The following is a 24,399-nucleotide window of genomic DNA, read 5'->3' as shown; positions in this document are numbered from 1 at the left end:
GACAACAAGAATTAAGAAGAGTTAAGGGCTGTTACAAGAAAATTCGGCTTGTCCCAGGGGCGGGGTGAGACCCAAAAAATATCAGCGAGGCCGAAACGGCCAAAATTTCAGGAGGCGCAAAGCGTACTTGGTTCCCGATGGGGAATCCGGTACACTGCGCGCCATGCACATGGAGGAACGCGGACCATGAAGGACGGTGATATGGACGTATTGCAGGCCATCCGCCAGCGGCGCAGCGTGCGCAAGTTCACGGACGAGCCCGTGCGGCGCGAGGACCTGGCCGAGGTGCTGGAGGCCGGGCGCTGGGCGCCCAGCGGGATGAACAACCAGCCCTGCCGCTTCCTGGTGGTCATGCCCGGAGACGAACGCGTGGAAAAGCTGACCGCGTGCACCAAGTACGCCGCCGTGGTCCGCGGGGCCGGGGCCCTCGTCGCCGTGTTCCTGGACCGCGAGGCCATGTACAACGAGGTCAAGGACCATCAGGCAGCCGGGGCCTGCATCCAGAACATGCTCCTGGCCGTGCACGCGCTGGGCCTGGGCGCCGTGTGGCTGGGCGAGATCATCAACCAGGCCCCGCAGGCCACGGAGGCCATGGGCCGGGACCCCGGGGCGCTGGAACTCATGGCCGTGCTGGCCGTGGGGCGGCCCGCCGCTCCCGGAGCCTCGTCGCGCCGCCCCCTTGCCGAACTCATGCTGGAGGAATTCTAAATTGGATATCCGCACATTCACCCTGGGCCCGCTGTCCACCAACGGCTACCTGCTCACCGACGGTAAAGAAGCCGTGTTCGTGGACCCGGGGGGCGACCCGGCCGTGGTGCTGGACACCCTGGGCGACCTGGGCTTGAAGCTGACTCAGATCATCATCACCCACCTGCACTGCGACCATATCTACGGAACAGCGTCCCTGGCCCGGGCCACGGACGCGCCGGTCCTGGTCAGCGAGATGGACGCCCCGACCCTGAAGACGGGCGTGGGCGGCGGCGGATTCATGGGCCTGCCCAAGGTGGAGCCCTTCGAATACCGGGACCTGCCCGCCGGGGACGCCGAGTTCCTGGGCCAGGCCGTGCGCGTGCTGCACACCCCGGGGCATACTCCGGGCAGTCTGTCCCTGTATTTCCCGGACCAGGGCGTGGTCTTCGTGGGCGACCTCCTGTTCCGGCGCTCCATCGGGCGCACTGATTTTCCAGGGGGCAGCGAATCCGACCTCTTCGCCAGCGTGAGGAGGGAGATATTCACCCTGCCCGACGAGACAGTGGTCTATTCCGGGCACGGGCCCGAGACCACGGTGGGCGACGAGCGCCTGCACAACCCGTTCTTCCGGGCCAGCGGAGGCTGGATGTGATCGGGGAGCGGGTCTTTCTGGACCTCAGGGGCAAGTGCTGAGGCGTGGGCATGGAGGTAGGTTGGTACCTCCGCCTCAGCAAGGCCCGGGAGGTCGAGGCCCTGGTGCGGGAGGACATAGTGGCCTCCCTTGAGGACCAGGCCGCCATGAACACGGCCTGGGCCATGGAGGTCCAGGGCCGGGAAGGGTACATGCGCGTGCTGTTCACGCGCAAGGAGAGTCCATGAGCGTGGAACTGCCGGCGGTCATTTCCGCCAGCCCCCGGCCCGGGGGAAACTCCGACAGGGCCGCCGCCATGTTCGCGCAGGGCGTGGCCGAGGCCCTGGGGGTGCGTCCTCCGGTGACCATGCTGCGGCGTTTCGAGGTCCTGCCGTGCCAGGCCTGCTACCGATGCGAGCACGACCCCGACGGCCTGTGCTATCTCGGCGCCCACGACCAGAGCGGCGTCCTGTTCCAGGCGCTCATGGACACCCCGTACCTGTTCCTCACCGCTCCCATTTTCTTCTATCACCTGCCCGCGCAGCTCAAATGCCTGGTGGACCGCACCCAGAGCTTCTGGCTGCGCAAGCAGGCCGGGGACCCGGTCCTCGCCGACCTGCCCAGGCGGCCCGCCTACGTCTGTCTGGTGGCCGGGCGGCCGCGCGGGGACAAGCTCTTCGAGGGCAGCCTGCTGACGCTGAAATACTTCCTGGACGTGTTCAACTTCGAGATCGTGAATCCCCTGACCCTGCAGGGCCTGGAGGGCGCCGGGGAGCTGGCCGCGCATCCCGACCTGCGCGAGGCCCTGGTGGATCTCGGCCGCCGGGCCGCCGGGTAGCGCCGTGAAGGGGCTGCCGCCCGGCGCGTCCTGGCTTCTGCGCCTGCTGGGCGGGCGCTGCCACGCCTGCGGGGCCGTGGTCCGGGGCGCGGGGCGCGGGCCCCTGCCGACCCTCTGCCCGGCCTGCGAACAGGCCCTGGCACCGCGCACGGGCGGCTTCTGCCCCCGCTGCGGGGCCGTGGCCTCGGATCCCCTGGCCGGGCCAACGGTCTGCGGCGACTGCCGCCGCGACCCGCCGCCCTGGGAGGCGCTCTATTTCCACGGCGTCTACGCGGGGCGTCTCAAGTCCCTGCTGGCGGACTACAAGTTCAACGACCGCCTGGGCCTGGGCGGCCTGGTGCAGGCCCTGGCCCTGGCCGCCTGGGAGCGGGGCGGGGCCGAGGCCCCGGACCTGGTGGCGCCCGTGCCCCTGCATCCCCGGCGGCTGCTCTCGCGCGGCTTCAACCAGAGCCTGGAGGCCGCCCGGCTGCTGGCGCGCCGCCTGGACCGCCCCCTGGTCCCCAGGGCCCTCGCGCGGGTGCGCCACACCGCGCCGCAGATGAGCCTGGACGCGGCTCGGCGCAGGGAGAACGTGCGCGGGGCCTTCGCGGCCGAGGCCGCTCTGGTCAAGGGGGCGAGGGTGCTGCTGGTGGACGACGTGATGACCACGGGCGGGACCCTGCGCGAATGCGCCGGGGCCCTCAGGCGCGCGGGGGCCGGGCGCGTGGAGGCCCTGGTCCTGGCCCGCACGGCGCGCGAGGCCTGATTTTTTCGCGGCGCTCCCGGCGCGCGGCGCGGGCGGGGAACAAAAAAGTCGCCGCTCGGGGTTGACTTACCCGGGGCCCATCAAGTAAACACCCTTTCTCTTTCTTTGGAGGTAAATTCATGTACGCAATAGTCGAGACGGGCGGCAAGCAGTTCCGCGTTGAGGAAGGCCGCACCATCAAGGTTCAGAAAATCCAGGCCGAGGCAGGCTCGGAACTGGTCTTGGATAAGATTCTTCTGGTGGGCGAGGGCGCCGACGTGAACGTTGGCCAGCCCTACGTCGAGAACGCCAAGGTCGCCTGCGAGGTGGTCGAGCACGGACGCGAAAAGAAGATCATCGTGTTCCACAAGCGCCGCCGCAAGGATTCCATGAAGAAGCAGGGCCACCGGCAGGACTACACCGCCATCAAGGTGAAGGCCATCCAGGCCTAAGGCACCTGAAGGAGACGCATAATGGCTCATAAGAAAGCGGGCGGAAGCTCCAAGAACGGACGCGACAGTGCGGGACAGCGACGCGGCGTGAAGCGCTTCGGCGGCCAGCAGGTCGTTGCGGGCAACATCATCGTGCGCCAGCTGGGCACCAAGTTCCACCCCGGTCCGGGCGTGGGCATCGGCAGGGACTACACCCTCTTCGCCCTGGTGGACGGCCAGGTGAAGTTCGAGAAGTACTCCCGCAAGAAGCAGGTCAAGACCCGCGTGCTCGTGGTGCCGGCCGAGGCCTGACGCATATTGGAAAAGATCAGCCAGGGCGGACAGTGCGCAGGCGCTGTCCGCCTTTTTGTGTTCCACGACCCCCGGAGGCGCGATGCGATTCGTTGACGAGGCTCAGATAACCGTGCGCTCGGGCAAGGGCGGGCACGGTTGCGTGTCCTTCCGCCGCGAGGCCCACGTGCCCAAGGGCGGCCCCGACGGCGGCGACGGCGGCGACGGCGGCGACGTGGCCTTCCGCGCGTCCAACAAGCTGCTCACCCTCTACGACTTCCGCCTCAAGCGCCTGTACGAGGCCCGCAACGGCCAGCCCGGCATGGGCAAGCAGTGCCACGGCAAGAACGCCGAGAACCTGGTCATCGACGTGCCCGTGGGCACGCTCCTGTACGAGCAGGACGAGGAGGGCGGCGAGACCCTGGTGGCCGACCTGACCGAGGAGGGCAAGGTCTCCGTGGTCTGCCTGGGCGGCCGGGGCGGCAAGGGCAACGAGCATTTCAAGTCCGCCACCATGCGCACCCCACGTTTCGCCCAGCCCGGCGAGGCGGGCCAGGAAAAGCACCTGCGCCTGGAGCTGAAGATCCTGGCCGACGCGGGGCTCCTGGGCCTGCCCAGCGCAGGCAAGTCCACCTTCCTTTCGCGCATCTCCGCGGCCCGGCCCAAGATCGCGGCCTACCCCTTCACCACCCTGGTCCCCAACCTGGGGGTGCTGGTGGACGAGGTGGGCGAGCATTTCGTGGTCGCGGACCTGCCCGGGCTCATCGAGGGCGCCCACGAGGGCCTGGGCCTGGGCCACCGCTTTTTGAAGCACGTGGAGCGCAACCGCTTCCTCTTGCACATCCTCTCCGCCGAGGAGATGGACTTCGAGGACCCCTGGGCCGGATACGCCCTGCTCAACGAGGAGCTGGCGCGCTACAGCCCCGAGCTGGCCGAAAAGCCGCAGCTTGAAGTCGTCAACAAGATCGATATAGTGGCCCCCGACGATCTCGTCGCCCTGCGCGCCAGGGCCGAGGCCGACGGACGCCGGGTGTTCTTCATCTCCGCCCTCACGGGCGAGGGCGTGGACCAGCTGGTGGACGTGATGTGGACCCTGTTCCGCGAAAGCCGCGACGACGGCGCGGACGAGGCCGAAGACCAGTAGCAGGCACGGAGGCGGGCCATGGATGGACGCGGACAGCGCAGCGAAGTCATGCGCCAGGCCAAGCGGGTGGTGGTCAAGGTGGGCAGCGCCGTGCTCACGGGCGAGAACGGCCTGGACCTGCGCGTGGTCAGCCGCCTGGCCGACCAGATGGCCGGCCTGCACGACCGGGGCGTGGACCTGGTGCTCGTGTCCTCGGGCGCGGTGGCCGCCGGCCGCCGCGTGGTGCCCGGGGACATCGACGGAATGCCCGCCCGCCAGGCCGCGTCCGCAGTGGGCCAGAGCCGGCTGATGCACGCCTACGACGAGGCCTTCGCCCGCTACGGCAAGGTCTCGGCCCAGATTCTGCTCACCCGCGACGACCTGAAGAGCCGCTCCCGGTTCCTCAACGCCCTGAACACCTTCCGCACCCTGCTCAAGTGGCGGGTCATTCCCGTGGTCAACGAGAACGACACCGTGTCCGTGAACGAGTTGAAGTTCGGGGACAACGACGCCCTGGCCAGCCTGGTGGTGAACCTGGTGGGTGCGGACCTGATGGTCAACCTGACCTCGGCCGACGGGGTCTACGAGGCCAACCCCGCCCAGAACCCCGGCGCGCGCCGTCTGGACGTCATCGAGAACATTTGCGACCTGGACCTGGACGCCACCTGCGACGGCAAGACCGCCGACGGCACCGGGGGCATGTATTCCAAGCTCAAGGCCGCGCGCCGCGCCGCCCAGCTGGGCGTGCCCACCCTGATCCTCTCGGGCCGCGAGTTCTTCGGCCTGCAGCGGGCCTTCGACGGCGAGGAGCTGGGAACCTGGGTGGTGCCCGACGCCAAGCACATCTCCAGCCGCAAGTTCTGGATGGCCTACAACAACCAGCCCACGGGCGCGCTGGTGGTGGACGCCGGGGCCGCCTCGGCCCTGGCCGAGCGCGGCAAGAGCCTGCTTCCCGCCGGGATCCGCGAGGTGCGCGGCAATTTCGGGGCCGGCGCCCTGGTGCGCATCCAGGGCCCCAGCGGCGACCTGGGCGTGGGCCTGACCAACTACAAGGCCGCGGACCTCAAGCGCATCGCCGGGCTCAAGAGCTCCGAGATCGCCGGGGCCCTGGGCTCCTGCCCCTATTCCGAGGCCGTGCACCGCGACAATCTCCTGCTCCACGCGGCCCTGTAGCGGGCCGTCCCGGAACGCGCGGCCGCAGGCATTGGAGCAGCCATCTGGATTCATTCCTTTTTCCTACCTTTTTCCTGCGTTGACATTCGCCCCCAAGAGGAGGAAAACAACCCCGTTTGTTTCCTCAGGGCGGGGTGCAATTCCCCACCGGCGGTATCCCGGCTTGAGGCCGGGGAGCCCGCGAGCGCTTCCCGCATCGGGTGGGAGGGTCAGCAGACCCGGTGAGAAGCCGGGGCCGACGGTGACAGTCCGGATGGAAGAGGAACAACGGTCCGTTGCGCCCGGGCTTCCGCCCGGCGTTCGTGCGCGCCGCATGCGCCGCGCGCGCCTTCAGCGTTGCGGACCGTTTCCGCGCCCTGATTCATGACCTCCGAACAAGGAGCATCCTCATGGATCAGTCCCTTCTCGATTCCTTTGGCGACCCGCGCGAGCGGGTGGAGAAAGCCCTGGATTCCCTGCGCCGGGGCCAGGGCGTGCTGGTCACGGACGACGAGGACCGCGAAAACGAGGGCGACCTCATCTTCGCGGCCGGGTCCCTGACCACCGAACAGATGGCCACCCTCATCCGCGAATGCAGCGGCATCGTCTGCCTCTGCCTCACGGGCGAGCGGGCCGACCGCCTGGGCCTGCCGCCCATGGTGCGCGACAACACCAGCCGCTACCAGACCGCGTTCACCGTGTCCGTGGAGGCCTCCCGGGGCGTGACCACGGGCGTGTCTGCGGCGGACCGCCGGACCACGGTGCTGGCCGCCGTGGCCGAGGACGCCGGGCCCGGGGACCTCTCGCGCCCCGGCCATGTGTTCCCCCTGCGCGCCCGCGACGGCGGCGTGCTGGAGCGGCGCGGCCACACCGAGGCCACCGTGGATCTCTGCCGCCTAGCCGGGCTGGATCCCTGCGGCGTGCTCTGCGAACTGACCAACGAGGACGGCACCATGGCCCGGCTGCCGCGCATCGTGGAGTTCGCCCAGGAGCGCGGCTACCCCGTGTGCACGGTGGCCGACCTGGCCGCCTGGCGCGAAACCGTTTCCCAGTAGGCCCGCCACCGAATCCTCCGGCGGGTCGGCCCCGCCCCGCAAGGGGCGGGGCCTTCTCTTTTTGTAATTGGCCGAAGGCTGAACAGCCGCTGCGCCCGCAGGCCGTTCCAAAGTGGTGAGATGCAAGGCGCAAGAACAATGCAAGACCGACGCGTACTCCCCGTACGCGAGGTTTTGCATTGTTCGCAGCAACGCGGCAGATCGCTGCTTTGGGGCGGCCTGCGTTAGGTGATCCAGTTGGAGAGGAGGGGAGGCGTTTCAACACAGGCGTACTTGGGGGGCAGCAGGCAGGTGGCCGTGAGCTCCACGCCGTTCTGGATGATGGACACGGGCCGGTCCGAGGAGACCACGATGACGGCCACGTCGTCGCGGCCCGAGGTGAAGCGCAGGGCCGAGTTGTAGCGCGCCCCGCGCGCGCGGTCCTCGCCCCAGACCGCCGTGCCGTCCAGGAGGCAGGCGAAGGCGTGCAGCCTGCGGTCCAGGCCGATGTGCAGGGCCCCGTCCACCTTGGCCAGGGCCTGGGCCAGGGACAGCAGGTGGGGCTGCTCCAGGTCCAGGGGTTGTTCCAGATACTGGCCCGCGATGGCCGTGGGTCGGGGCTGGAAGTCCACCACGATGGTGCTGCCGTGCTTGTGCTCCTGGGAGTTGTGCACGATGGACGTGATGATGCGGAACAGGCAGTTGCGCTCGCTGAAGTCCATGTCCGTTTCCAGGAGCATCTCCTCCAGTTGGACCAGGTTGGCTAGGCGGTTGGAGGAGTTGAAGCTGCCCTCGGAGAAGCTGCACACCGTGTTGTTGTCCAGGCGCAGGAATCCGTGGCCCCCGTGGAAGTCGGCCACGATGCGCGAGCCGGGCAACCGGCCGATGGCGATGCCCACGATGGCCTGGCCGTCGGACACCAGGCAGCGCCCGGCGTGCTCTGCGGCCTGCAGTATCTTGCGCACGTGCTTGTAGTTGCCGAGCATGGGACGCTCGTTCTCCGGGAAGCGGGCCAGGAAGCGCACGTTCTTCATCAGGGCGGGCTCCACGAAGGCCAGCCGGCCCCGGGGCCAGACCCCTTCCTCCGGGGTCTTGGAGATGCCCAGCACCGCCTCCAGGATGGGATAGACCCGCAGGCGCGTGTCCATGCCGATCTCCGCGCTGCGCATGTCCACGATGTGGTTGCGCACCGCGTGGATGGTCCAGTTCTGCAGCTCGTTGCCCACGGTCTCCACGATGGGCACGTTCTCCGAGGCCATGCTCTGGGACAGGAGCCAGGCCGCGTGCTCCAGCCAGCTGGCCGTGGGGCCGGTGGAGCACATGTCCGCGTGGTGCTCCGTGAACCAGGCCTGGTAGAACACGCTCTGGGAGCGGCTGGCGAAGCTGACCAGGCCCGCGAGGTCCAGCTGGGTGGTGGGAATCTGTTCGTAGGGCGGCAGGTAGGGCACGCCCAGCGCCGCCTCGCGCCAGGCGTCGGCCTCCAGGAAGGTTTTGCGCAGCATGGGCTCGTGGTCCCTCAAGAGTCCCTGGGGGTCGTAGACCCGCACCGGGTCTTCGGGCTCCACGGCGTAGAGCAGGGCGGCTCGGCAGGTCTGGGAATAGTGGGACAGGCCGATGCGCAGGCCGTCGAGCACGTGGAAGATGCAGAGATTGCGGTACGAATCGTCCAACGTCTTCACCTCGCTGGTTGTGCGCTCGCGGGTTGTGGTCCACCTATGGCACAGTCCGGCCGCCAAGGGAACCGGCCGGATCGGCCCCGGATCAGCTCCTGCCGCAGGGGAAGGTGATGTCGAAGGCCGCGCCGCCCCCGCCCGTGCGCACAGTGAGTTCGCCGCCCAGCTGGAACTGGACGATGTTGCGCATCAGCTTCACGCCCATGGTCTTTTCCCCCCGCTGTTCCCAGTCCTCGGGCAGGCCCTTGCCGTCGTCGGACACGGACAGGCGCACCTGGTCCCCGTCCCGGCGCAGCACCAGGCGCACGGTCCCGCCCTGGTCGTCGAAGGCGTGCTTGAAGATGTTGGTCAGCATCTCGTTGAGCACCAGGCCGCAGGGGATGGCCTGGTTGATGGACAGCAGCACGGGGTCCGTGTCCAGCTGGGGCGTGAGGTTGTCCATGCCGTACATGTTGGCCAGCTGCCGGAACAGGGCGGCGGCGTAGTCGCTCATGTCGATACGGTCGAACTGCTCGCTCTGGTAGAGCTGGGAGTGGATCAGGGACATGCCCTCGATCTTGGAGTGCAGGTCCTGGAACAGCTCTTTGTCCAGGGGCGAGTGCAGGCGGCGGCTGGCCATGTCCAGGAGGCTGCACACGATCTGCAGGTTGTTCTTCACCCGGTGGTGGATCTCCTGCAGGAGGAGCTCCTTTTCCGCCAGGGAGTTGGCGATGCGCTCCCCGGCCAGGACCATGTCCGTGACGTCGCGGCCCACGCCCACGATCTTGGTCAGCTCGCCGGACTCGCCGTCGGGCACGGCCTTGCCGGCCCAGGACAGCCAGCGCACCCCGCGCCGGGTGTGGGTGCGGACCTGGGCCTGGATGGTGTGGGGCTGTTTCGCCAGGAGGTTTTCCATGGCGTCGAGGATCTTGTACCGGTCGTCCTTGTGGATGATGTCCTCCAAACGCGTGCCCAGGACCTCGCGCTCGGGTTTGCCGATGAGGTCGCAATACGACGGGCTCACGAATTCCAGGCGGCCGCCCAGGTCGGCCTTGATGAGCACGTCGTTCTGGTGCTCCACCAGCAGCCGGTATTTTTCCTCGCTGGCGCGCAGGGCCTCCTCCACCTGTTTGCGGCGCTCCAGCGCCGACATCAGGCTGCTGTTGGCCTGGGTCAGCTCCCCGGTGCGCTCGGCCACGGTGAGCTCCAGCACCTCGCTGCGCCTGAGGGCTTCCCGGCCCTGGCGCAAGAGCACGAACATGAGCACCAGGTAGAGCAGGGAGCTGGCCGTGAGCACCGCGATCTCGCTGCCGATGTGCGAGATGGCGCTGTAGGAGTGCATGATCGTGTTTTCGGGGGTGCTGAGCAGGGCGAAGAGCAGATGATCACCGATTGCGACGCTGGTCCACACGGCATATTCCATGCCCTGCTTCCCGGACCATTTGAAGTGCGTCCTGCCGTGTCCGGCCTGGACCGCGCCCTGCAGCAGCTGGTGGTATTTTGCGGCTTCGTCCCGGGCCTGGAAGACCTGCGCCAGGCCCATGCCGGGGGCCGGGTCCGGGAAGTCCGGCAGGGAGGAGTACAGGGGGATGCCGTCCAGGGCTAGGACCATTTTGGAATTGGTGAGCGTATCCAACCTATTGCGCAGCTCGAAGACGGCGGGATGCGGATGCCCGGGCCTGGACAGGGCGATGAGTTCGGTTTCGTTGTCCTGCAGGGCCATCTGCAGGGCCTGGAGCTTGATGTCCAGGTAGGCGTCGATGAGGTCGGCCTTGCGCAGGGAGTTGTGCGCGGCGAACCCGACCCACCCGGCCACCAGCAGGGGAATGATGAACAGCGGCGAGATGTGGATGCGTTTCATGCCGTGCTCCGAGGGGAGGCGGCTCGGTTCTGTCGCGGCATTCAGGGACCCCCGGGAGAGATTGGTGCGCAAGGGACGCGCCGATCCTAGCGCGCTTCAAGGAAAAGTCAAAGCGCGGCGTCCGGGGGTGAACCCGGGGCCGGCAGATGCGGAAAAGGACGCGGACTGGTCAGAAGTGTGCGAGTGCACGGCGCTAGAAAAATTCAAACCCTCGCGCACGGGGAGTACGCGAGGGTTTGAATTTTTCGCAGCAGCGGAGCGACGCGGCAGCGAAGCGATCGTGCGCTTCCGGGCAGTCCGCTAGCTGCCGTCGCTGACCCCGGCCTGGGAAAAGGTGGCCATGTTGTTGTAGATGTTGGCGGCGCAGCGCATCAGGAACAGGGCCATGACAGCGCCCGTGCCCTCGCCCAGGCGCAGGCCCAGGTCCAGCAGCGGCTTGGCGTCCATGGCGGCCACGGCCTTGGCGTGCCCGGGTTCGGCCGAGGCGTGGCCGAAGAACATGTAGTCCCGGGTGGCGGGGCAGATCTTCCAGGCGGCCACCGCCGCCGCCGTGGAGATGAACCCGTCCACGGCCACGGCCTGGCGGTTCTTGGCCGCGCCCAGGATCAGCCCGGCCAGGCAGGCGATCTCCAGGCCGCCCAGGGCAGCGAGGATGCGTACGGGGTCGCCGCCGGCCACGGCCTCGGCGTTGGCCGCCAGCCCGCGCCGGATGACGTCCTGTTTCAGGCGCAGGGTCGCGTTGTCGATGCCCGTGCCCGGGCCGGTCATCTCCTCGGGGCTAGCGTCCAGATAGGCGCAGTACAGGGCCGTGGAGGGGGTGGTGTTGGCGATGCCCATTTCCCCGGTGCCCACGGCGCGCACGCCGTCGGCCGCGGCCAGGTCCGCCAGGCGGATGCCGCCCGCCAGGGCCTGTTCGCATTGCTCCAGGGTCATGGCCGGGCCCTGGGAAAGGTCTTCGGTGCCCTCGGCCACCTTCATGTCGATGAGGCCCGGGTGCGGCTCGTAGGGGCCGCCCGCGCTGCCCGCGTCAACCACCACGACCTCCACCCCGGAGGTGGCGGCCAGCACGTTGATGCCCGCGCCCCCGGCCAGGAAATTGGCCACCATCTGGCGCGTGACCTCCTGGGGAAAGAGGCTGACCCCGGTCCTGGCCACGCCGTGGTCCCCGGCCACGGTGAACACGCGGGCCGGATCCACGGCCGGGGGGGGCCCGCCCGCGATCATGGTCAGCCGGGCGGCGATGTCCTCCAGGCGGCCAAGGCTGCCCTGGGGCTTGGTCAGGTCGTCCAGGTGCGCGCGGGCGGCGGGTTCCAGGGCCGGGTCCACGGGACGGATGGCGGCGAGGGCGGCGTCGATGAGGTCGCGATGGATGGTCATGGTGAAGCCTTTGGGTTGCGGTGGATGGTGGGCGGGGCTGTTTGTAGCCCCGGGCGCGCTCCTTGGCAAGGGCCGCGCGGCATTGACACACGGGGGGGAATGACTATTTTGAGCGCTGGACGGGGCATCGGGCCCCGCGCGAGAGAGCACGGGAAGGGCGACATGGCCAAGTACGACTGGAATCCCTGGAAGCTCACGGACGAGTGGGACGAGGAACTGGAGCGCATGCCAGACCAGGGATCGCCGCGCGAGGCCGCACGAGCGCACCGGCCTCGGGCCAACGTGCTGGAGACCCCGGCGGGCCTGGTCATCGAGGTGGAGCTGCCCGGCGTGGGGCGCGAGCACGTGTCCCTGGCATGCGACCGGGGCGAGCTCGTGGTTTCCGGCCACTGCCGCCAGGAAAAGGACGTCGAGGGCGGAGTGTACCACATCCTGGAACGCAGCTACGGCCCCTTCCTGCGCCGTTTTTCCCTGCCCCGGGGCGTGGACCCCGAGCTGGCGTCCGCCGTGTTCAGGGACGGCCTGCTGGTGGTCACCGTGCCCCGTCGCGGGAGCGGCCCTTCCCGGCGCATCAGCGTCGAGGCCCCGGACTAGGGGCCCGCAACAGACAATCCGCACATACGCATTGGGAGATAGACGACAATGACGAGCCAACTGCGCACGGCCTTTCTCCTGGCCCTGCTCACCGGCCTGCTCCTGCTCCTGGGCGGAGCCATGGGCGGCCGGTCCGGGCTGGTTATCGCCTTCATCCTGGCCATGGTCATGAACGTGGGCAGCTACTGGTATTCGGACAAGCTGGTGCTGTCCATGTACCGGGCCCGCATCCTGGGCCCTGGCGACGCCCCGGCCCTGCACACCATGGTGGCGGACCTGGCGGCGCGCGCGGGCGTGCCCATGCCGCGCATCGCCCTCATCCCCCAGCAGGCGCCCAACGCCTTCGCCACGGGCCGCGACCCGCGGCATGCGGTGGTGGCCGTGACCGAGGGCATCATGCGCCTTCTGACCCCCGAGGAGCTCAAAGGGGTCCTGGCCCACGAGATGGGGCACATCGCCAACCGCGACATCCTCATTCAGAGCGTGGCCGGGGTCCTGGCCTCGGTGATCATGTACGTGGCCAGCATGATCAAGTGGGGCGCGTTGTTCGGCATGGGCGGTCGGGACGACGAGGACGGCAGCCCCGTGGCCGCCCTGGCCCTGGCCTTCGTGGCGCCCGTGGCGGCCATGCTCATCCAGATGGCCATCTCCCGCTCGCGGGAATACCTGGCCGACGAGTCCGGGGCCCGCTATTCAGGCACCCCGGGCCAGCTGGCCTCGGCCCTGGTCAAGATTTCCAACTACGCCCAGCAGGCCCCCATGCGCGGGGGCAACGAGGCCACGGCGCACATGTTCATCATCAACCCCTTCATGGGCGGTGCGGCCCGCTGGTTCAGCACCCACCCCCCGGTGGAGGACCGGGTGCGCAGGCTCATGGACATGGAGCGCGTCTAGCCATGCGGCGCACGGTCCTTCTTCTCCTGGTCCTGGTGCTGGCCCTGGCCGCGCCCTTGCGCGGCGCGGTCCCGGACGCGGACAACCCGCGCCTGACCCCGGTGGTCCGCGCGGTGCAGGCCGTGTCCCCGGCCGTGGTCAACATCACCACCGCGCGGGTGGTGGAACGCGAGGTCAACCCCTTCGGCGGGCTGTTCGACGAGCGCCTCATGGGGCCCCTGTTCAAGCAGTTCTTCGGCCCCGGGGGCAAGCGCACCTTCACCAGCCGCAGCCTGGGCTCCGGGGTCATCATCGACGGCCGCGAGGGCCTGGTGCTGACCAACGCCCACGTGATCATGGGCGCCACGTCCATCAAGGCCCGGCTCCTGGACGGCCGGGAATTCGAGGCCGAGCTGGTGGGCTCGGACCCGGACTTCGACCTGGCCGTGCTGCGCCTGGCCAAGGCCCGCGACCTGCCCCAGGTGCATATGGGCGACTCCGCGAACCTGCTCATGGGCGAGACGGTCATCGCCATCGGCAACCCCTTCGGGTTCTCGCACACCGTGACCACGGGCGTGATCTCGGCCATGGGGCGCACCGTGCGCACCCAGCAGGGCGCGTACACCGATTTCATCCAGACCGACGCGGCCATCAACCCGGGCAACAGCGGCGGGCCGCTCCTGAACATCCTGGGCGAACTCATCGGCGTGAACACGGCCATCCAGGCCGACGCCGAGGGCATCGGCTTCGCCATCCCCATCAACAAGGCCAAGCGCGTGGTGGCCGAGATCCTGGACCAGGGCTTCGTGAGCCACGTCTGGCTGGGCCTGTCCGGCCAGAACGTGGACCAGCCCACGGCCAGCTATTTCGGGCTCCAGGACGTGGGCGGCCTGCTGCTCACCGAGGTCTTCGCGGGCGGCCCGGCCGCTCGCGCCGGGCTCGCGCCCGGGGACGTGATCCTGTCCATGGAGGGCAACCCGGTCCAGGACAAGGAGCATTACCTGCAGCTGTTGCGCAGCTACGTGCAGGGTCGCGGACTGAAGCTCACCGTGTTTCGCGGCGGCGCCGAAAGGACCGTGAGCGTGCGGCCCGAGCCCTTCCCGGAGGAGCGGGCCATGGACCTGGCCTGGCAGCGCTGGGGGGTGCGCGTGGGCCAGGGGCAGAAGGGCGGAGTGGCCGTGGCCAGGGTGCGCCCCGGCTCCCCCGCCGCGAGCCTGGGCCTGGAACCCGGGGACGTGCTGGTGAAGATCGGGGGCTCGCGTTTGTCCGGGCCCGGGGATTTCATCGCCGCGTTCATGCGCCAGCGCATGCAGAACACGCTGATCATGCTCGTTTGGCGCGCGGGGAAGACCTATTACGTCAGGTTGCAGATCTAGCCACGGCGCGGGCGCAGCCCTGATTTCCGGTGCGCTGGGCATGGGCTCTTGACACCTGGATTTGCAACGGCTATTGCGGTCTGGCTACATGCACCCGTTGGTTTGCCGGGTGAGCGGTGACGGCAAGGGGAGGCAACGGTCGCCCCGATACGGCTCAGGACCAATCTTTCGCTTCGGCGGAAGGGCATAAAATACCTCTGGAGGTTCGAGATGGGTTACAAAGTTACTGTGGACACTGACAAGTGTGTCGGCGACGGCGAGTGCGTGGATGTTTGCCCCGTGGAAGTGTACGAGCTTCAGGACGGCAAGGCCGTGCCCGTGAACGAGGAAGAGTGTCTGGGTTGCGAGTCCTGCGTGGAAGTTTGTGAGCAGGACGCCATCACGGTCGAGGAAGACTAGCTCTTCCCCTCGATCAGCATAGATTCCAAGCAGAGGGAGCGACGCCCGGGCGTCGCTCCCTCTGCCGCATCTGACGGGCGGCGGGACGCGCGGGGGCGTCGCGCCGGGCAGGGAACGGGGGGCAATTTCGGCGTCCGGACTCGACAAACGCGTCGCGGGTATTATGTTCAGCTCATTGGCGCGCGGTCCGGGGAACGCCGCGCCGCACGCGCAATCAGCAACATTTCCTGGGGGTCCGAGGTGAATTTGGATTTCAGCCCATTTTTCCAGCGCTACGAGGCGCTGGTCGCGGAAGTGGACAAGGTCGTGGCCAAGGTCGCGGGCGAGCATGCCGACTGCATGGCCTGCAAGCCCGGGTGCAGCGATTGCTGCCACGCCATGTTCGACCTGTCCCTGGTCGAGGCCCTGTACCTGAACGCCAGGTTCAACGAGGCCTTCGAGGGCCAGCGGCGCAGCGACGTGCTGGACCGCGCGGACCAGGCGGACCGCGAGGCCTACCGCATCAAGCGGGCGGCCTTCAAGCAGTCCCGCGACGGGGCCAAGGCCTCGGAGATCATGGAATTCATCGCCAGGTCGCGGGTGTGCTGCCCGCTGTTGGACGCCGGGGAGCGCTGCGAGCTCTACGAGCACCGGCCCGTGACCTGCAGGCTCTACGGCATCCCCACGGCCATCGGCGGCAAGGCCCACACCTGCGCCAAGACCGGTTTCAAGGCCGGGGGCAAGTACCCCACCGTGCACATCGAGAAGATCCAGGACCGTCTGGCCATGCTCTCGGCCGAGCTCACGGCCTCCCTGCGCACGCGCCACACCAGCCTGCACGAGACCTTCGTGCCCGTGTCCATGGCGCTCATCAACAAGTACGACGACGAGTACCTGGGCCTCATCGGCGACGCGGAATGGGAGAAGATCCAGAAGCTGCGCGAGGCCATCAACGCCCCGGGCGACGAGCCCTCCGCTCCCGCTGCGGCCCCGGCCTCCGACGCCTGCGCCTCGTGCAAGGAGAAGAAGGGCTCCAGCGCCTGCAGCACCTGCGGCACCCTGAACTGGGAGCTCGGCAAGGGAGACACCCCATGAGCATCAAGAAGGTGGAGCTGACCTCCGAGCAGGAGGAGATGAAGCGGGTCATGTACGAGAAGCTTTCGCCGCGCAGGCGGAGGTTCATCGACAAGATCGGCTACGAGGCCTGGGATCCGTTCCCCGAGCCCAACGACCCCATGGACATCCGCAAGGACGTGGAGACCGGCCAGACCATCCAGGACCTCGTGCGGACCTTCGTCCGCTCCCGGGCCATGGTGGCCAAGGTCAGCCCGCATTACAGCCGGGGGGCCCACGAGCTGGCCATGGGCATCGTCAACAAGGACGAGCGCTACCGCGGCATGTTCGATTTCATCGTCTTCTACAACGACCTCTTGCGTTCCCAGGGCAAGGAGATGAACTGGGACTTCTAGCAACCCCGGGGCGACCCGGAGAACACAAGGGACGGACCATGAGCACCCAAGCCAAGAACGTCGACGAATACATCGCGGAACTCCAGGCCCAGCTGGCGGCCAACCCCACCTGCGCCAGCCACCACTACAACCTGGGCGTGGCCTATCTTTCCAAGCGCATGTGGCAGGAGGCGGAAAAGTCCTTTCTGGAGGCCGTGGAGAACTCGCCGCGCATGGCCGACGCCTACGTGCAGCTGGGCGGCATCTGCCTGCAGCGTGGGGACGTGGAAGGCTGCCTAAACTACAACAAGCACGCCAAGGGCTGCCGCCCGCAATTCGCCGTGCCCTTCGCCAACATGGGCTTCTGCTACCTGCAGATGGGCGACGTGGACCGGGCCATCGTGAACCTCAAGAAGGCCATCAACCGCGACCCCGATTTCGTGCAGGCCCTGACCACCATGGGCAGCGCCCTGATCATGGACGGCCAGTTCGACGAGGCCAGGAAGAGCCTGGACAGGGCCGTGGAGCTGGAGCCCCGCTTCGGCCCGGCCTGGAACAACCTGGCCCTGTACTGGCTGGAAAAGGGCGACAACGACCAGGCCCGCGAGTGCATCGCCAAGGCCCGCGAGACGGGCTACGACGTGCCCCAGGAGCTCGTGGACCAGGTGGGCTGATCCAGCCCGGGGAGGACGGCATGGCCCGATTCCGCAATATCAAGCACTCGGTGCGCGAGTGGCTTTTGTCCGACGGGTGGCGCGAGCGCCTGGGCGCGGACATGGCCGCCATGAGCGCGCGCGAGCTCATCGGCCCGCTCTTCGCCCTGCTCCTGGACCCCGAGGAGGTGGTGCGCTGGCGCGCCGTGACCGCCCTGGGGGCCACGGTGGCGCGCATGGCCGATGCGGACATGGAGCGGGCCCGCGTGGTCATGCGCCGGTTTCTCTGGCACATGAACGAGGAGTCGGGCAACGTGGGCTGGGGCATTCCCGAGGCCATGGGCGAGGCCATGGCCCGCCATCCGCGCCTGGCCGACGAGTACCATAAGAACCTGGCCTCCTACGTGCAGTGCCCCGAGTGCCTCGGCGACGACAACTACATGGACCATCCGCCGCTTCGCCGCGCCACCTACTGGGGGCTGGCGCGGCTGGCCCAGGACCGGCCCGAGCTGGTGTGCCACGCGGCCGCCGAACTCGTCTCCGCCCTGGACGGCGAGGAGGACCCCCTGAGCAGGGGGCTGGCCTGCCTGGCCCTGGGCCTCATGGGCCAGCGGTCCGCCGCCCCGCGCCTCGAGGAGCTGGCCCGAAGCACCGACCCCCTGGACCTGTACTGGAACGGGGACCTCAAGCAGACCACACTGGGCGAGCTGGCCGCCGAGGCCCTGGCCGCCCTGGGACAAGGAGCGGCAGAGTGAAGGACGAACGCGGCCTGTACTATCTCCCGAGCATGCAGGATCGGGACGTGCGCATGTACGTGCGCGAGAGCGAGGAGGGGGAGCTGGAATTCAGGCTCTTCAACAAGAATTTCCCCGAGGTCTGGGAACGCCACGAATGGTTGTCCCTGGACGTGGTGCGCACGGCGGCGCGCATGTACAAGAACGCCGAGCGCAACCCCCTGGCCCTGTACGACGAGGCCGTGGCCAGGCGGCTCCTCCAGGACGAGGGCCGCTGACGCCGGATTCCTCGCCGGTTTATCTTCCCCCGCCTTGGGCCGTTGGCCTGATTGTCCGCGCATCCCCGCGTGTCTCCTGGCGTTTTGCCTTTCGCCCGGAACCGCTAATTTTCCTTGACTCATTCTCAGTAATAGTTATTATTAACTTACATCGACCACGGCTCGAGCCTCCTCATATGCCTGCCGCGGTATGATGAAGTATCCATGCTGGCCCGGCGGTTGCGCCGCCGGGCGAATTTCAGGGCGACCGGGTTCTCCCCGGGGCCAAGGAGGAGCGAGATGGGACAGCTCAAGAGATTCAGGGACCTGGAAATAGATTGGGAGATGGCCCCCGAGGACGCCGTGGCCCTGTACCTGGAATGGGGCAACACCGGCTACGGCGGGAGCTATGAGAACCGCGTCAAGAGCAGGGACGACTATTCCAACTATTTCGTGGTCTACAATTGGGACGAAAAGCCCAAGGCCTGTCTGGTGCGCCGCAATTCCGACGGGGCCGAGGACCTGGCCTGCCTGCCCATTCCGGACGACGTGTCCAGGTCTTTCCGCAGGGAAATGGGTTCGCTCAAGGGCGTTTACAAGGTGGACACGGACATCCGCCGCTGGCTCGAAGCCGAACTGTACGAATGACCCCGCGGGGATGCCGCGAGGGGATGGCCAAGGCCGGAAGCACAGCTTCCGGCCTTTATTTTTGTCTGTCTCCCGGGGCCCTGCGGGCCGGGAAAAAGTGCTTGCGCTGGCGGCTGGCGGGTGTATTGTTGCAAGGAATCAGTTTTTCTTTCGGTTTCTGAGCGCGCGGCGGGGTGATGCGCGCGTACTGTCACGGACTTTTTTGATTATGCCGACACCTTTCTCCCGGGGGCGACCTTGGGGGAGTTTTCTGGTCGCCATCGGACGGGTTCTTTTTAGTCAATGCATACGGGTATTTTGGGTTGACAAAAAAGCGGATTCTCCCTAGCGTCCAGTAGGCTTTTTTGTTGTGAATTTGTTCACGACGTGCCGGGGTTGTGCGGGGGCACGTTAAAAAGGCCGGGATAAGCTGCGACCGACGCCATTCCTCAGGGGTGGGTCCGGGGCGGCTGCTTTTGATGAGGCAGAAACACCTATTCAGACAATGGAGGTAGAAGAATGGCGAAACATGCAACTCCGTTGTTGGACCAACTGGAGACTGGGCCCTGGCCCAGCTTCGTGTCCGACATCAAACAGGAAGCCGCTCACAGGCATGAGAATCCCGATGGCATCGAATACCAGATTCCCGTGGACGTCTGCGACGACCTTCTGGGTGTGCTGGAGATGTCCTACGAGGACGGCGAGACCCACTGGAAGCACGGTGGCATCGTGGGCGTTTTCGGCTACGGCGGCGGCGTCATCGGCCGGTACTGCGACCAGCCCGAGCAGTTCCCCGGTGTGGCCCACTTCCACACCATGCGTGTGAACCAGCCCTCCGGCAAGTACTACACCACCGAGTTCCTGCGTAAGCTCATGGACCTCTGGGACTTCCGCGGCTCCGGCCTGACCAACATGCACGGCGCCACCGGCGACCTGGTCTTCCTGGGCACCACGACTCCCCAGCTCGAGGAGATCTTCTGGACCCTGACCCATGACCTGGACACCGACCTCGGCGGTTCCGGCTCCAACCTGCGTACCCCGGCGACCTGCCTGGGCGAGTCCCGCTGCGAGTTCGCCTGCTACAACACGCAGGAACTGTGCTACAACATGACCAACGAGTTCCAGGACGAGCTGCACCGTCCCGCGTTCCCGTACAAGTTCAAGTTCAAGTTCGACGGCTGTCCCAACGGCTGCGTGGCTTCCATCGCCCGTTCCGACTTCTCGGTCATCGGCACCTGGAAGGACGACATCAAGATCGACCAGGCCGCCGTGCAGGCTTACGTCAAGGGCGAGTTCGCTCCCAACGCGGGCGCGCACTCCGGCCGCGACTGGGGCCCGTTCGACATCCAGAAGGAAGTCGTGGACCTCTGCCCCACCAAGTGCATGAGCTGGGACGGCTCCAAGCTGTCCATCGACAACCGCGAGTGCTACCGCTGCATGCACTGCATCAACACCATGCCCCGCGCCCTGCGCATCGGCGACGATCGCGGCGCTTCCATCCTGGTGGGCGCCAAGGCCCCCATCCTGGACGGCGCGCAGATGGGTTCCCTGCTTGTCCCCTTCGTCGAGGTCAACGCCCCGGATTACGAAGAGGTCAAGGCAGTGGTCGAGAACCTGTGGGATTGGTGGATGGAAGAGGGCAAGAACCGCGAGCGCATCGGTGAGACCATCCGCCGCCAGGGCTTCCAGAAGATGCTGGAAGTCACGGGCATCAAGGCCGACGCCCGCCACGTTCAGGAGCCCCGCACCAACCCCTACATCTTCTGGAAGGAAGAAGATGTGGACGGCGGCTGGGAGCGCGACATCAACGAATTCCGCAAGAGACACCAGAGATAGGGGGTGTAGAAAATGGCATTCATTTCCACTGGGTATAATCCCGCAAAACCGATGGAAAACCGTATCACGGACATCGGTCCCAAGTACTTTGGTGACTTCCTGCCGCCTGTCATCAAGAAGAACTTCGGCAAGTGGCTGTATCACGAGATCATCGAGCCGGGCATCCTGATGCACAAGGCCGAGAGCGGCGACGAGGTCTACACCGTGCGCTGCGGCGGCGCCCGCCTGATGTCCGTGACCCACGTGCGCGAGATCTGCGACATCGCCGACAAGTACAGCGGCGGTCATCTCCGCTACACCACCCGCAACAACATCGAGTTCATGGTCGAGTCCCTGGACGAGGCCAAGGCCCTCAAGGCCGAGCTCAACAGCCGCAAGTTCGACGGGGGCTCCTACAAGTTCCCCGTGGGCGGCACCGGCGCGGGCATCACCAACATCGTCCACACCCAGGGTTGGGTCCACTGCCACACCCCGGCCACGGACGCTTCCGGTACGGTCAAGATCGTCATGGACGAGGTCTTCGAGGAGTTCGGCGCCCACAACATGCCCGCTCCCGTGCGCATCTCCATGGCTTGCTGCCTGAACATGTGCGGCGCGGTGCACTGCTCCGACATCGCCATCCTGGGCTACCACCGCAAGCCGCCCATCATCGACCACGAGTACCTGGACAACCTGTGCGAGATTCCCCTGGCCGTGGCCGCCTGCCCCATGGGCGCCATCCGTCCCTCCAAGACGGAACTCAACGGCAAGGAGTACAAGACCGTCGCCATCAAGAACGAGCGCTGCATGTTCTGCGGCAACTGCTACACCATGTGCCCCTCGCTGCCCTTGGCCGACAAGGAAGGCGACGGTCTGGTCATCATGGCCGGCGGCAAGATCTCCAACCGCATCAGCAACCCGAAGTTCTCCAAGGTCGTGGTTGCGTTCATCCCCAACGAGCCCCCGCGTTGGCCCACCCTGGCCAAGGTCATCCGCCAGATCGTGGATGCCTACGCCAAGGACGCCAACAAGTACGAGCGTCTGGGCGACTGGGCCGAGCGCATCGGCTGGGAGCGCTTCTTCGAGAAGTGCGGCCTGGAGTTCACCGAGCATCTGATCGACGACTTCCGCGATCCGGCCTACTACACGTGGCGCCACACCACGAACTTCAAGTTCTAGTCCAATAAACCGGGGCGCGGGGGTGACCCCGCGCCCCAACTACTTGCAAGGGGTGCGACATGCCCATTGATATGAGTACCGCCAAACAGCAGATCATCGACTTCTGCCATTCCAAGAGCAAGACCAAGTTCTATTTCAACGATTTCCTGCAGGTGTTCCCGGACGCCAAGGCCCGTGAAGTGAAGAAGGTCCTCACCTCTCTTGTCAACGAGGAAATCCTGGTGTTCTGGTCCTCCGGGTCCACCACCATGTACGGCCTCAAGGGCGAGGGCAAGCAGGCCGCGTCCGAGGGCGAAGAATAGTCTCCTTGCGGCTTGTGCCGGCCCTTGCGCCGACGCGTGGCCGCATCAAGGGATAGCGCCGGTTCTTACGGGTCCGCCTCGCGGGGGACCCGAAGAATCGGTTTTTCATTCTCAAGCAGCCAGCGAGCCGAGCCATGCCGCGCCCCCGCATCATCGTCACCGGCCTCAGCGGAGGCGCGGGCAAGACCATCTGTTCCCTGGGGCTGGCCCGGGCCTTTGCGGACCGGGGCCTCGCCGTGGCGCCCTTCAAGAAGGGGCCGGACTACATCGACGCGGTCTGGCTGGGCCTGGCCGCCGGGCGGCCCGCCTCCAATCTCGATCCCCATTTCATGTCCCCGGAGACCATCCGGGCCCTGTTCGCGCAGCGCGCCGAAGGCGCCGACCTCTCGCTCGTCGAGGGCAACCGGGGCCTGTACGACGGGCTGGACGCCGAGGGCAGCTGCTCCACGGCGGAGCTGGCGCGCATCCTGGGCGCGCCCGTGGTCCTGTCCATGGACTGCACCAAGACCACGCGCACGGCAGCGGCCATCCTGGCCGGGGTGGCCGGGTTCGAGGAAGGGGTCAACCTGACCGGGGTGATCCTCAACCGCACCGCCGGAGAGCGCCACCGCTCCATCCTGCGCCAGGCCATAGAGCGCTACACCGACGTGCCCGTGCTGGGCGCGCTGCCCAAGCTGGACCCGGACCCCATTCCCGAGCGCCACATGGGCCTGGTCTCCAACCGCGAATACGGCGACCAGGAGGCCATTCTGGGCGGGCTGGCCCGGGTCCTGGCCGAGAACTGCGACCTGGACCGCATCCTGTCCCTGGCCCAGGCCGCACCGGACATGCCCGACCCCGTCCCCCTGTGGGCGGAGGAGCCCCAGCCCCGGGACGTGACCATCGGCTACGTGCGCGACGCGGCCCTGTGGTTCTATTACGAGGAGAACCTCGAGGCGCTTTCACGCGCGGGCGCGGATCTGGTGGAACTGACGCTGCTTGCGGACGACCCATGGCCGGAAATCCACGGCCTGTACCTGGGGGGCGGATTTCCAGAAACCCAGGCCGGGGCCCTGGCCGCCGCCTCGGGCGTGCGCGAGCGGGTGCGCGGCCTGTGCCGGGCCGGGCTGCCCGTGTACGCGGAATGCGGCGGGTTCATGTACCTTTCAGAGAGCGTGTCCTGGAACGGGTCCGAGCTGCCCATGGCCGGGGTCCTGCCCGTGAAGGTCGACGTTTGCGAGCGGCCGCGCGGGCTGGGCTACGTGCGGGCCACGGTGCGCGCCGAGAATCCCTTCCACCCACTGGGCGCGGAAATCCAGGGCCACGAATTCCATTATTCCTGCTGCGCGGCCGGGCCGGGGACCGGAAACCGCCCGCCCCTGGTCCTGTCCATGGACCGCGGCCAGGGCATGCTGGACGGGTGCGACGGGTGGCTTGCGGACAACACTTTCGCCTCCTATACTCATATCCATGCCCTGGCCTGCCCCTGGTGGGCCGGAAACTTCGTGCGCGCGGCACGCGCCTTCAAGGCCCGGGCGTCAGTCTGACCCCGGCCAAGCACGGGATGGCGGACTGATGCGATTTGCCGTTCTTTCCGATGTGCACGCCAACCTCGAGGCCCTCACGGCAGTGCTCCAGGACCTGGACCGCCAGGACGTGGAGCGCATCTTTTTCCTGGGCGACGCCGTGGGCTACGGCCCGGACCCTGAACCCTGCGTGGCGCTCTTGCGCGAACGCGGCGCGGCCTGCGTCTTGGGCAACCACGAGCACGCCCTGATTCGGCCCGCGGCCCGGGCCTGGTTCAACCCCTCGGCCAGGCAGGCCGTGGACGTCGCCGTGGGCCAGGCCTCCGAGGACAGCCTGGCCTGGATGCGCACCCTGCCGTCCTCCCTGGCCTTCGGGCGCTACCGCTTCGTGCACGGGTTCCCCAGGGACAACGCCTTTCTCTACCTCTACGCCACGGACGAAGAGCGCCTCAAGCGGGGGTTCACCGACATGGGCGAGGACCTCTGCTTCGTGGGACATAGCCACATGCTGGAGCGGGTGGTCTGCGACGCGGTGGGCGTGCGGCGCCTGCCGCTGATGCTGGGGGTCACGGCCCTGGACCCGTCGCTCAGGCACATCGTGAACGTGGGCAGCGTGGGCCAGCCCCGCGACGACGTGGACTACCGCGCCAAATACGCCGTGTTCGACGAGGCCGCCTGGACCCTGGAGATGCGCGCCGTGGACTACGACTGGCGCGCCGTGGCCCGGCGCATCCGCGAGCTGGGCATCCCCTCCACCTATGCGAACCGGCTGGCCGGGCCCGGCAATCTGTAGCGGGCCGTCCATACAATGCGATCTGCTTCGTTGCCGCGGGAAATGCAAACCCTCACGTACG

Annotated in this window: 28 protein-coding genes and 1 riboswitch; of the genes, 25 read left to right on the top strand and 3 right to left on the bottom strand. The window is 67.4% G+C overall.

The window, feature by feature from the left end; all coding sequences use genetic code 11:
• Window positions 1–186 precede the first annotated feature (186 nt).
• From ACYYG1_RS03685 to ribB, 10 genes are all read left to right on the top strand, one after another.
• Window positions 187–708 (top strand): nitroreductase family protein, encoded by a 522-nt coding sequence (locus ACYYG1_RS03685; RefSeq protein ID WP_461208924.1) that lies wholly within the window; start codon window positions 187–189, stop codon window positions 706–708.
• A gap of 1 nt (window position 709) precedes the next feature.
• Window positions 710–1,342, top strand: a complete 633-nt coding sequence (locus ACYYG1_RS03680) for an MBL fold metallo-hydrolase (RefSeq protein ID WP_461208923.1) — start codon at window positions 710–712, stop codon at window positions 1,340–1,342.
• Between the two features lie 50 nt (window positions 1,343–1,392).
• Entirely contained in the window at window positions 1,393–1,569 is a 177-nt protein-coding gene (locus tag ACYYG1_RS03675; RefSeq protein ID WP_461208922.1) for a hypothetical protein, read from the top strand.
• Entirely contained in the window at window positions 1,566–2,159 is a 594-nt protein-coding gene (locus tag ACYYG1_RS03670) for a flavodoxin family protein (protein ID WP_461208921.1), read from the top strand. Before ACYYG1_RS03675 ends, ACYYG1_RS03670 begins: the two co-directional genes overlap by 4 nt.
• Window positions 2,160–2,163: 4 nt before the next feature.
• A complete protein-coding gene (locus tag ACYYG1_RS03665; protein WP_461208920.1) occupies window positions 2,164–2,904 on the top strand; it encodes a ComFC family protein in 741 nt (246 codons plus the stop codon).
• Window positions 2,905–3,023: 119 nt separating this feature from the next.
• Window positions 3,024–3,335, top strand: coding sequence for a 50S ribosomal protein L21 (gene rplU, locus ACYYG1_RS03660; RefSeq protein WP_461208919.1), 312 nt, complete (start codon window positions 3,024–3,026; stop codon window positions 3,333–3,335).
• A gap of 21 nt (window positions 3,336–3,356) precedes the next feature.
• Complete coding sequence (gene rpmA, locus ACYYG1_RS03655; RefSeq protein ID WP_461208918.1) at window positions 3,357–3,626, top strand: 50S ribosomal protein L27; 270 nt, start codon at window positions 3,357–3,359, stop codon at window positions 3,624–3,626.
• Window positions 3,627–3,708: 82 nt separating this feature from the next.
• Window positions 3,709–4,749 carry a GTPase ObgE gene (gene obgE, locus ACYYG1_RS03650; RefSeq protein ID WP_461208917.1) on the top strand — a complete coding sequence of 347 codons (1,041 nt, stop codon included), beginning with the start codon at window positions 3,709–3,711 and terminating at the stop codon, window positions 4,747–4,749.
• Between the two features lie 18 nt (window positions 4,750–4,767).
• Window positions 4,768–5,901: a glutamate 5-kinase gene (proB, locus tag ACYYG1_RS03645; protein WP_461208916.1), complete on the top strand. Its 1,134-nt coding sequence runs from the start codon at window positions 4,768–4,770 to the stop codon at window positions 5,899–5,901.
• Window positions 5,902–6,017: 116 nt separating this feature from the next.
• Window positions 6,018–6,170, top strand: a riboswitch (FMN riboswitch).
• A gap of 120 nt (window positions 6,171–6,290) precedes the next feature.
• Window positions 6,291–6,935 (top strand): 3,4-dihydroxy-2-butanone-4-phosphate synthase, encoded by a 645-nt coding sequence (gene ribB, locus ACYYG1_RS03640; protein ID WP_461208915.1) that lies wholly within the window; start codon window positions 6,291–6,293, stop codon window positions 6,933–6,935.
• 224 nt (window positions 6,936–7,159) lie between these two features.
• Here ribB and ACYYG1_RS03635 read toward each other — a convergent pair whose 3' ends face one another.
• The 3 genes from ACYYG1_RS03635 to cobT all read right to left on the bottom strand — a co-directional run bounded on the left by ACYYG1_RS03635 (window position 7,160) and on the right by cobT (window position 11,804).
• Complete coding sequence (locus ACYYG1_RS03635) at window positions 7,160–8,584, bottom strand: DNA integrity scanning protein DisA nucleotide-binding domain protein (RefSeq protein ID WP_461208914.1); 1,425 nt, start codon at window positions 8,582–8,584, stop codon at window positions 7,160–7,162.
• 91 nt (window positions 8,585–8,675) lie between these two features.
• The gene (locus ACYYG1_RS03630) at window positions 8,676–10,427 is read right to left on the bottom strand and encodes a sensor histidine kinase (RefSeq protein ID WP_461208913.1); all 1,752 of its coding nucleotides are present in this window, start codon (window positions 10,425–10,427) and stop codon (window positions 8,676–8,678) included.
• A gap of 300 nt (window positions 10,428–10,727) precedes the next feature.
• Window positions 10,728–11,804, bottom strand: a complete 1,077-nt coding sequence (gene cobT / locus ACYYG1_RS03625) for a nicotinate-nucleotide--dimethylbenzimidazole phosphoribosyltransferase (protein ID WP_461208912.1) — start codon at window positions 11,802–11,804, stop codon at window positions 10,728–10,730.
• Window positions 11,805–11,966: 162 nt separating this feature from the next.
• Here cobT and ACYYG1_RS03620 point away from each other — a divergent pair, with 162 nt between their 5' ends.
• The 15 genes from ACYYG1_RS03620 (at window position 11,967) to ACYYG1_RS03550 (ending at window position 24,338) form a co-directional block, all read left to right on the top strand.
• Complete coding sequence (locus ACYYG1_RS03620; protein ID WP_461208911.1) at window positions 11,967–12,398, top strand: Hsp20/alpha crystallin family protein; 432 nt, start codon at window positions 11,967–11,969, stop codon at window positions 12,396–12,398.
• A gap of 48 nt (window positions 12,399–12,446) precedes the next feature.
• On the top strand, window positions 12,447–13,292 hold the full coding sequence (locus tag ACYYG1_RS03615; protein WP_461208910.1) for a zinc metalloprotease HtpX: 846 nt from the start codon (window positions 12,447–12,449) through the stop codon (window positions 13,290–13,292).
• Window positions 13,293–13,294: 2 nt separating this feature from the next.
• Entirely contained in the window at window positions 13,295–14,647 is a 1,353-nt protein-coding gene (locus ACYYG1_RS03610) for a trypsin-like peptidase domain-containing protein (protein ID WP_461208909.1), read from the top strand.
• Between the two features lie 210 nt (window positions 14,648–14,857).
• Window positions 14,858–15,046: a ferredoxin gene (locus tag ACYYG1_RS03605; RefSeq protein ID WP_461208908.1), complete on the top strand. Its 189-nt coding sequence runs from the start codon at window positions 14,858–14,860 to the stop codon at window positions 15,044–15,046.
• Between the two features lie 240 nt (window positions 15,047–15,286).
• Window positions 15,287–16,120, top strand: a complete 834-nt coding sequence (locus tag ACYYG1_RS03600) for a YkgJ family cysteine cluster protein (protein WP_461208907.1) — start codon at window positions 15,287–15,289, stop codon at window positions 16,118–16,120.
• Window positions 16,117–16,494 (top strand): hypothetical protein, encoded by a 378-nt coding sequence (locus ACYYG1_RS03595; RefSeq protein ID WP_461208906.1) that lies wholly within the window; start codon window positions 16,117–16,119, stop codon window positions 16,492–16,494. The genes ACYYG1_RS03600 and ACYYG1_RS03595 overlap by 4 nt, the downstream gene beginning before the upstream one ends.
• Window positions 16,495–16,532: 38 nt before the next feature.
• On the top strand, window positions 16,533–17,147 hold the full coding sequence (locus ACYYG1_RS03590) for a tetratricopeptide repeat protein (RefSeq protein WP_461208905.1): 615 nt from the start codon (window positions 16,533–16,535) through the stop codon (window positions 17,145–17,147).
• 20 nt (window positions 17,148–17,167) lie between these two features.
• Window positions 17,168–17,881, top strand: coding sequence for a DVU0298 family protein (locus ACYYG1_RS03585; RefSeq protein WP_461208904.1), 714 nt, complete (start codon window positions 17,168–17,170; stop codon window positions 17,879–17,881).
• Window positions 17,878–18,138: a hypothetical protein gene (locus ACYYG1_RS03580; RefSeq protein WP_461208903.1), complete on the top strand. Its 261-nt coding sequence runs from the start codon at window positions 17,878–17,880 to the stop codon at window positions 18,136–18,138. The genes ACYYG1_RS03585 and ACYYG1_RS03580 overlap by 4 nt, the downstream gene beginning before the upstream one ends.
• A 279-nt stretch (window positions 18,139–18,417) precedes the next feature.
• Window positions 18,418–18,765, top strand: a complete 348-nt coding sequence (locus ACYYG1_RS03575; RefSeq protein WP_461208902.1) for a DVU0772 family protein — start codon at window positions 18,418–18,420, stop codon at window positions 18,763–18,765.
• A gap of 498 nt (window positions 18,766–19,263) precedes the next feature.
• Window positions 19,264–20,580, top strand: a complete 1,317-nt coding sequence (dsrA, locus tag ACYYG1_RS03570) for a dissimilatory-type sulfite reductase subunit alpha (RefSeq protein ID WP_461208901.1) — start codon at window positions 19,264–19,266, stop codon at window positions 20,578–20,580.
• Between the two features lie 12 nt (window positions 20,581–20,592).
• Complete coding sequence (gene dsrB, locus ACYYG1_RS03565) at window positions 20,593–21,738, top strand: dissimilatory-type sulfite reductase subunit beta (protein ID WP_461208900.1); 1,146 nt, start codon at window positions 20,593–20,595, stop codon at window positions 21,736–21,738.
• A gap of 71 nt (window positions 21,739–21,809) precedes the next feature.
• Window positions 21,810–22,040, top strand: coding sequence for a dissimilatory sulfite reductase D family protein (locus tag ACYYG1_RS03560; protein WP_461208975.1), 231 nt, complete (start codon window positions 21,810–21,812; stop codon window positions 22,038–22,040).
• Window positions 22,041–22,174: 134 nt separating this feature from the next.
• Window positions 22,175–23,566 carry a cobyrinic acid a,c-diamide synthase CobB gene (locus ACYYG1_RS03555; RefSeq protein WP_461208899.1) on the top strand — a complete coding sequence of 464 codons (1,392 nt, stop codon included), beginning with the start codon at window positions 22,175–22,177 and terminating at the stop codon, window positions 23,564–23,566.
• Between the two features lie 28 nt (window positions 23,567–23,594).
• On the top strand, window positions 23,595–24,338 hold the full coding sequence (locus tag ACYYG1_RS03550) for a metallophosphoesterase family protein (RefSeq protein WP_461208898.1): 744 nt from the start codon (window positions 23,595–23,597) through the stop codon (window positions 24,336–24,338).
• The last annotated feature ends 61 nt before the right edge of the window (window positions 24,339–24,399 follow it).

The organism is Desulfocurvus sp. DL1XJH-121, assembly GCF_054819825.1.
This window is presented reverse-complemented; position numbering and strand designations above follow the sequence as displayed.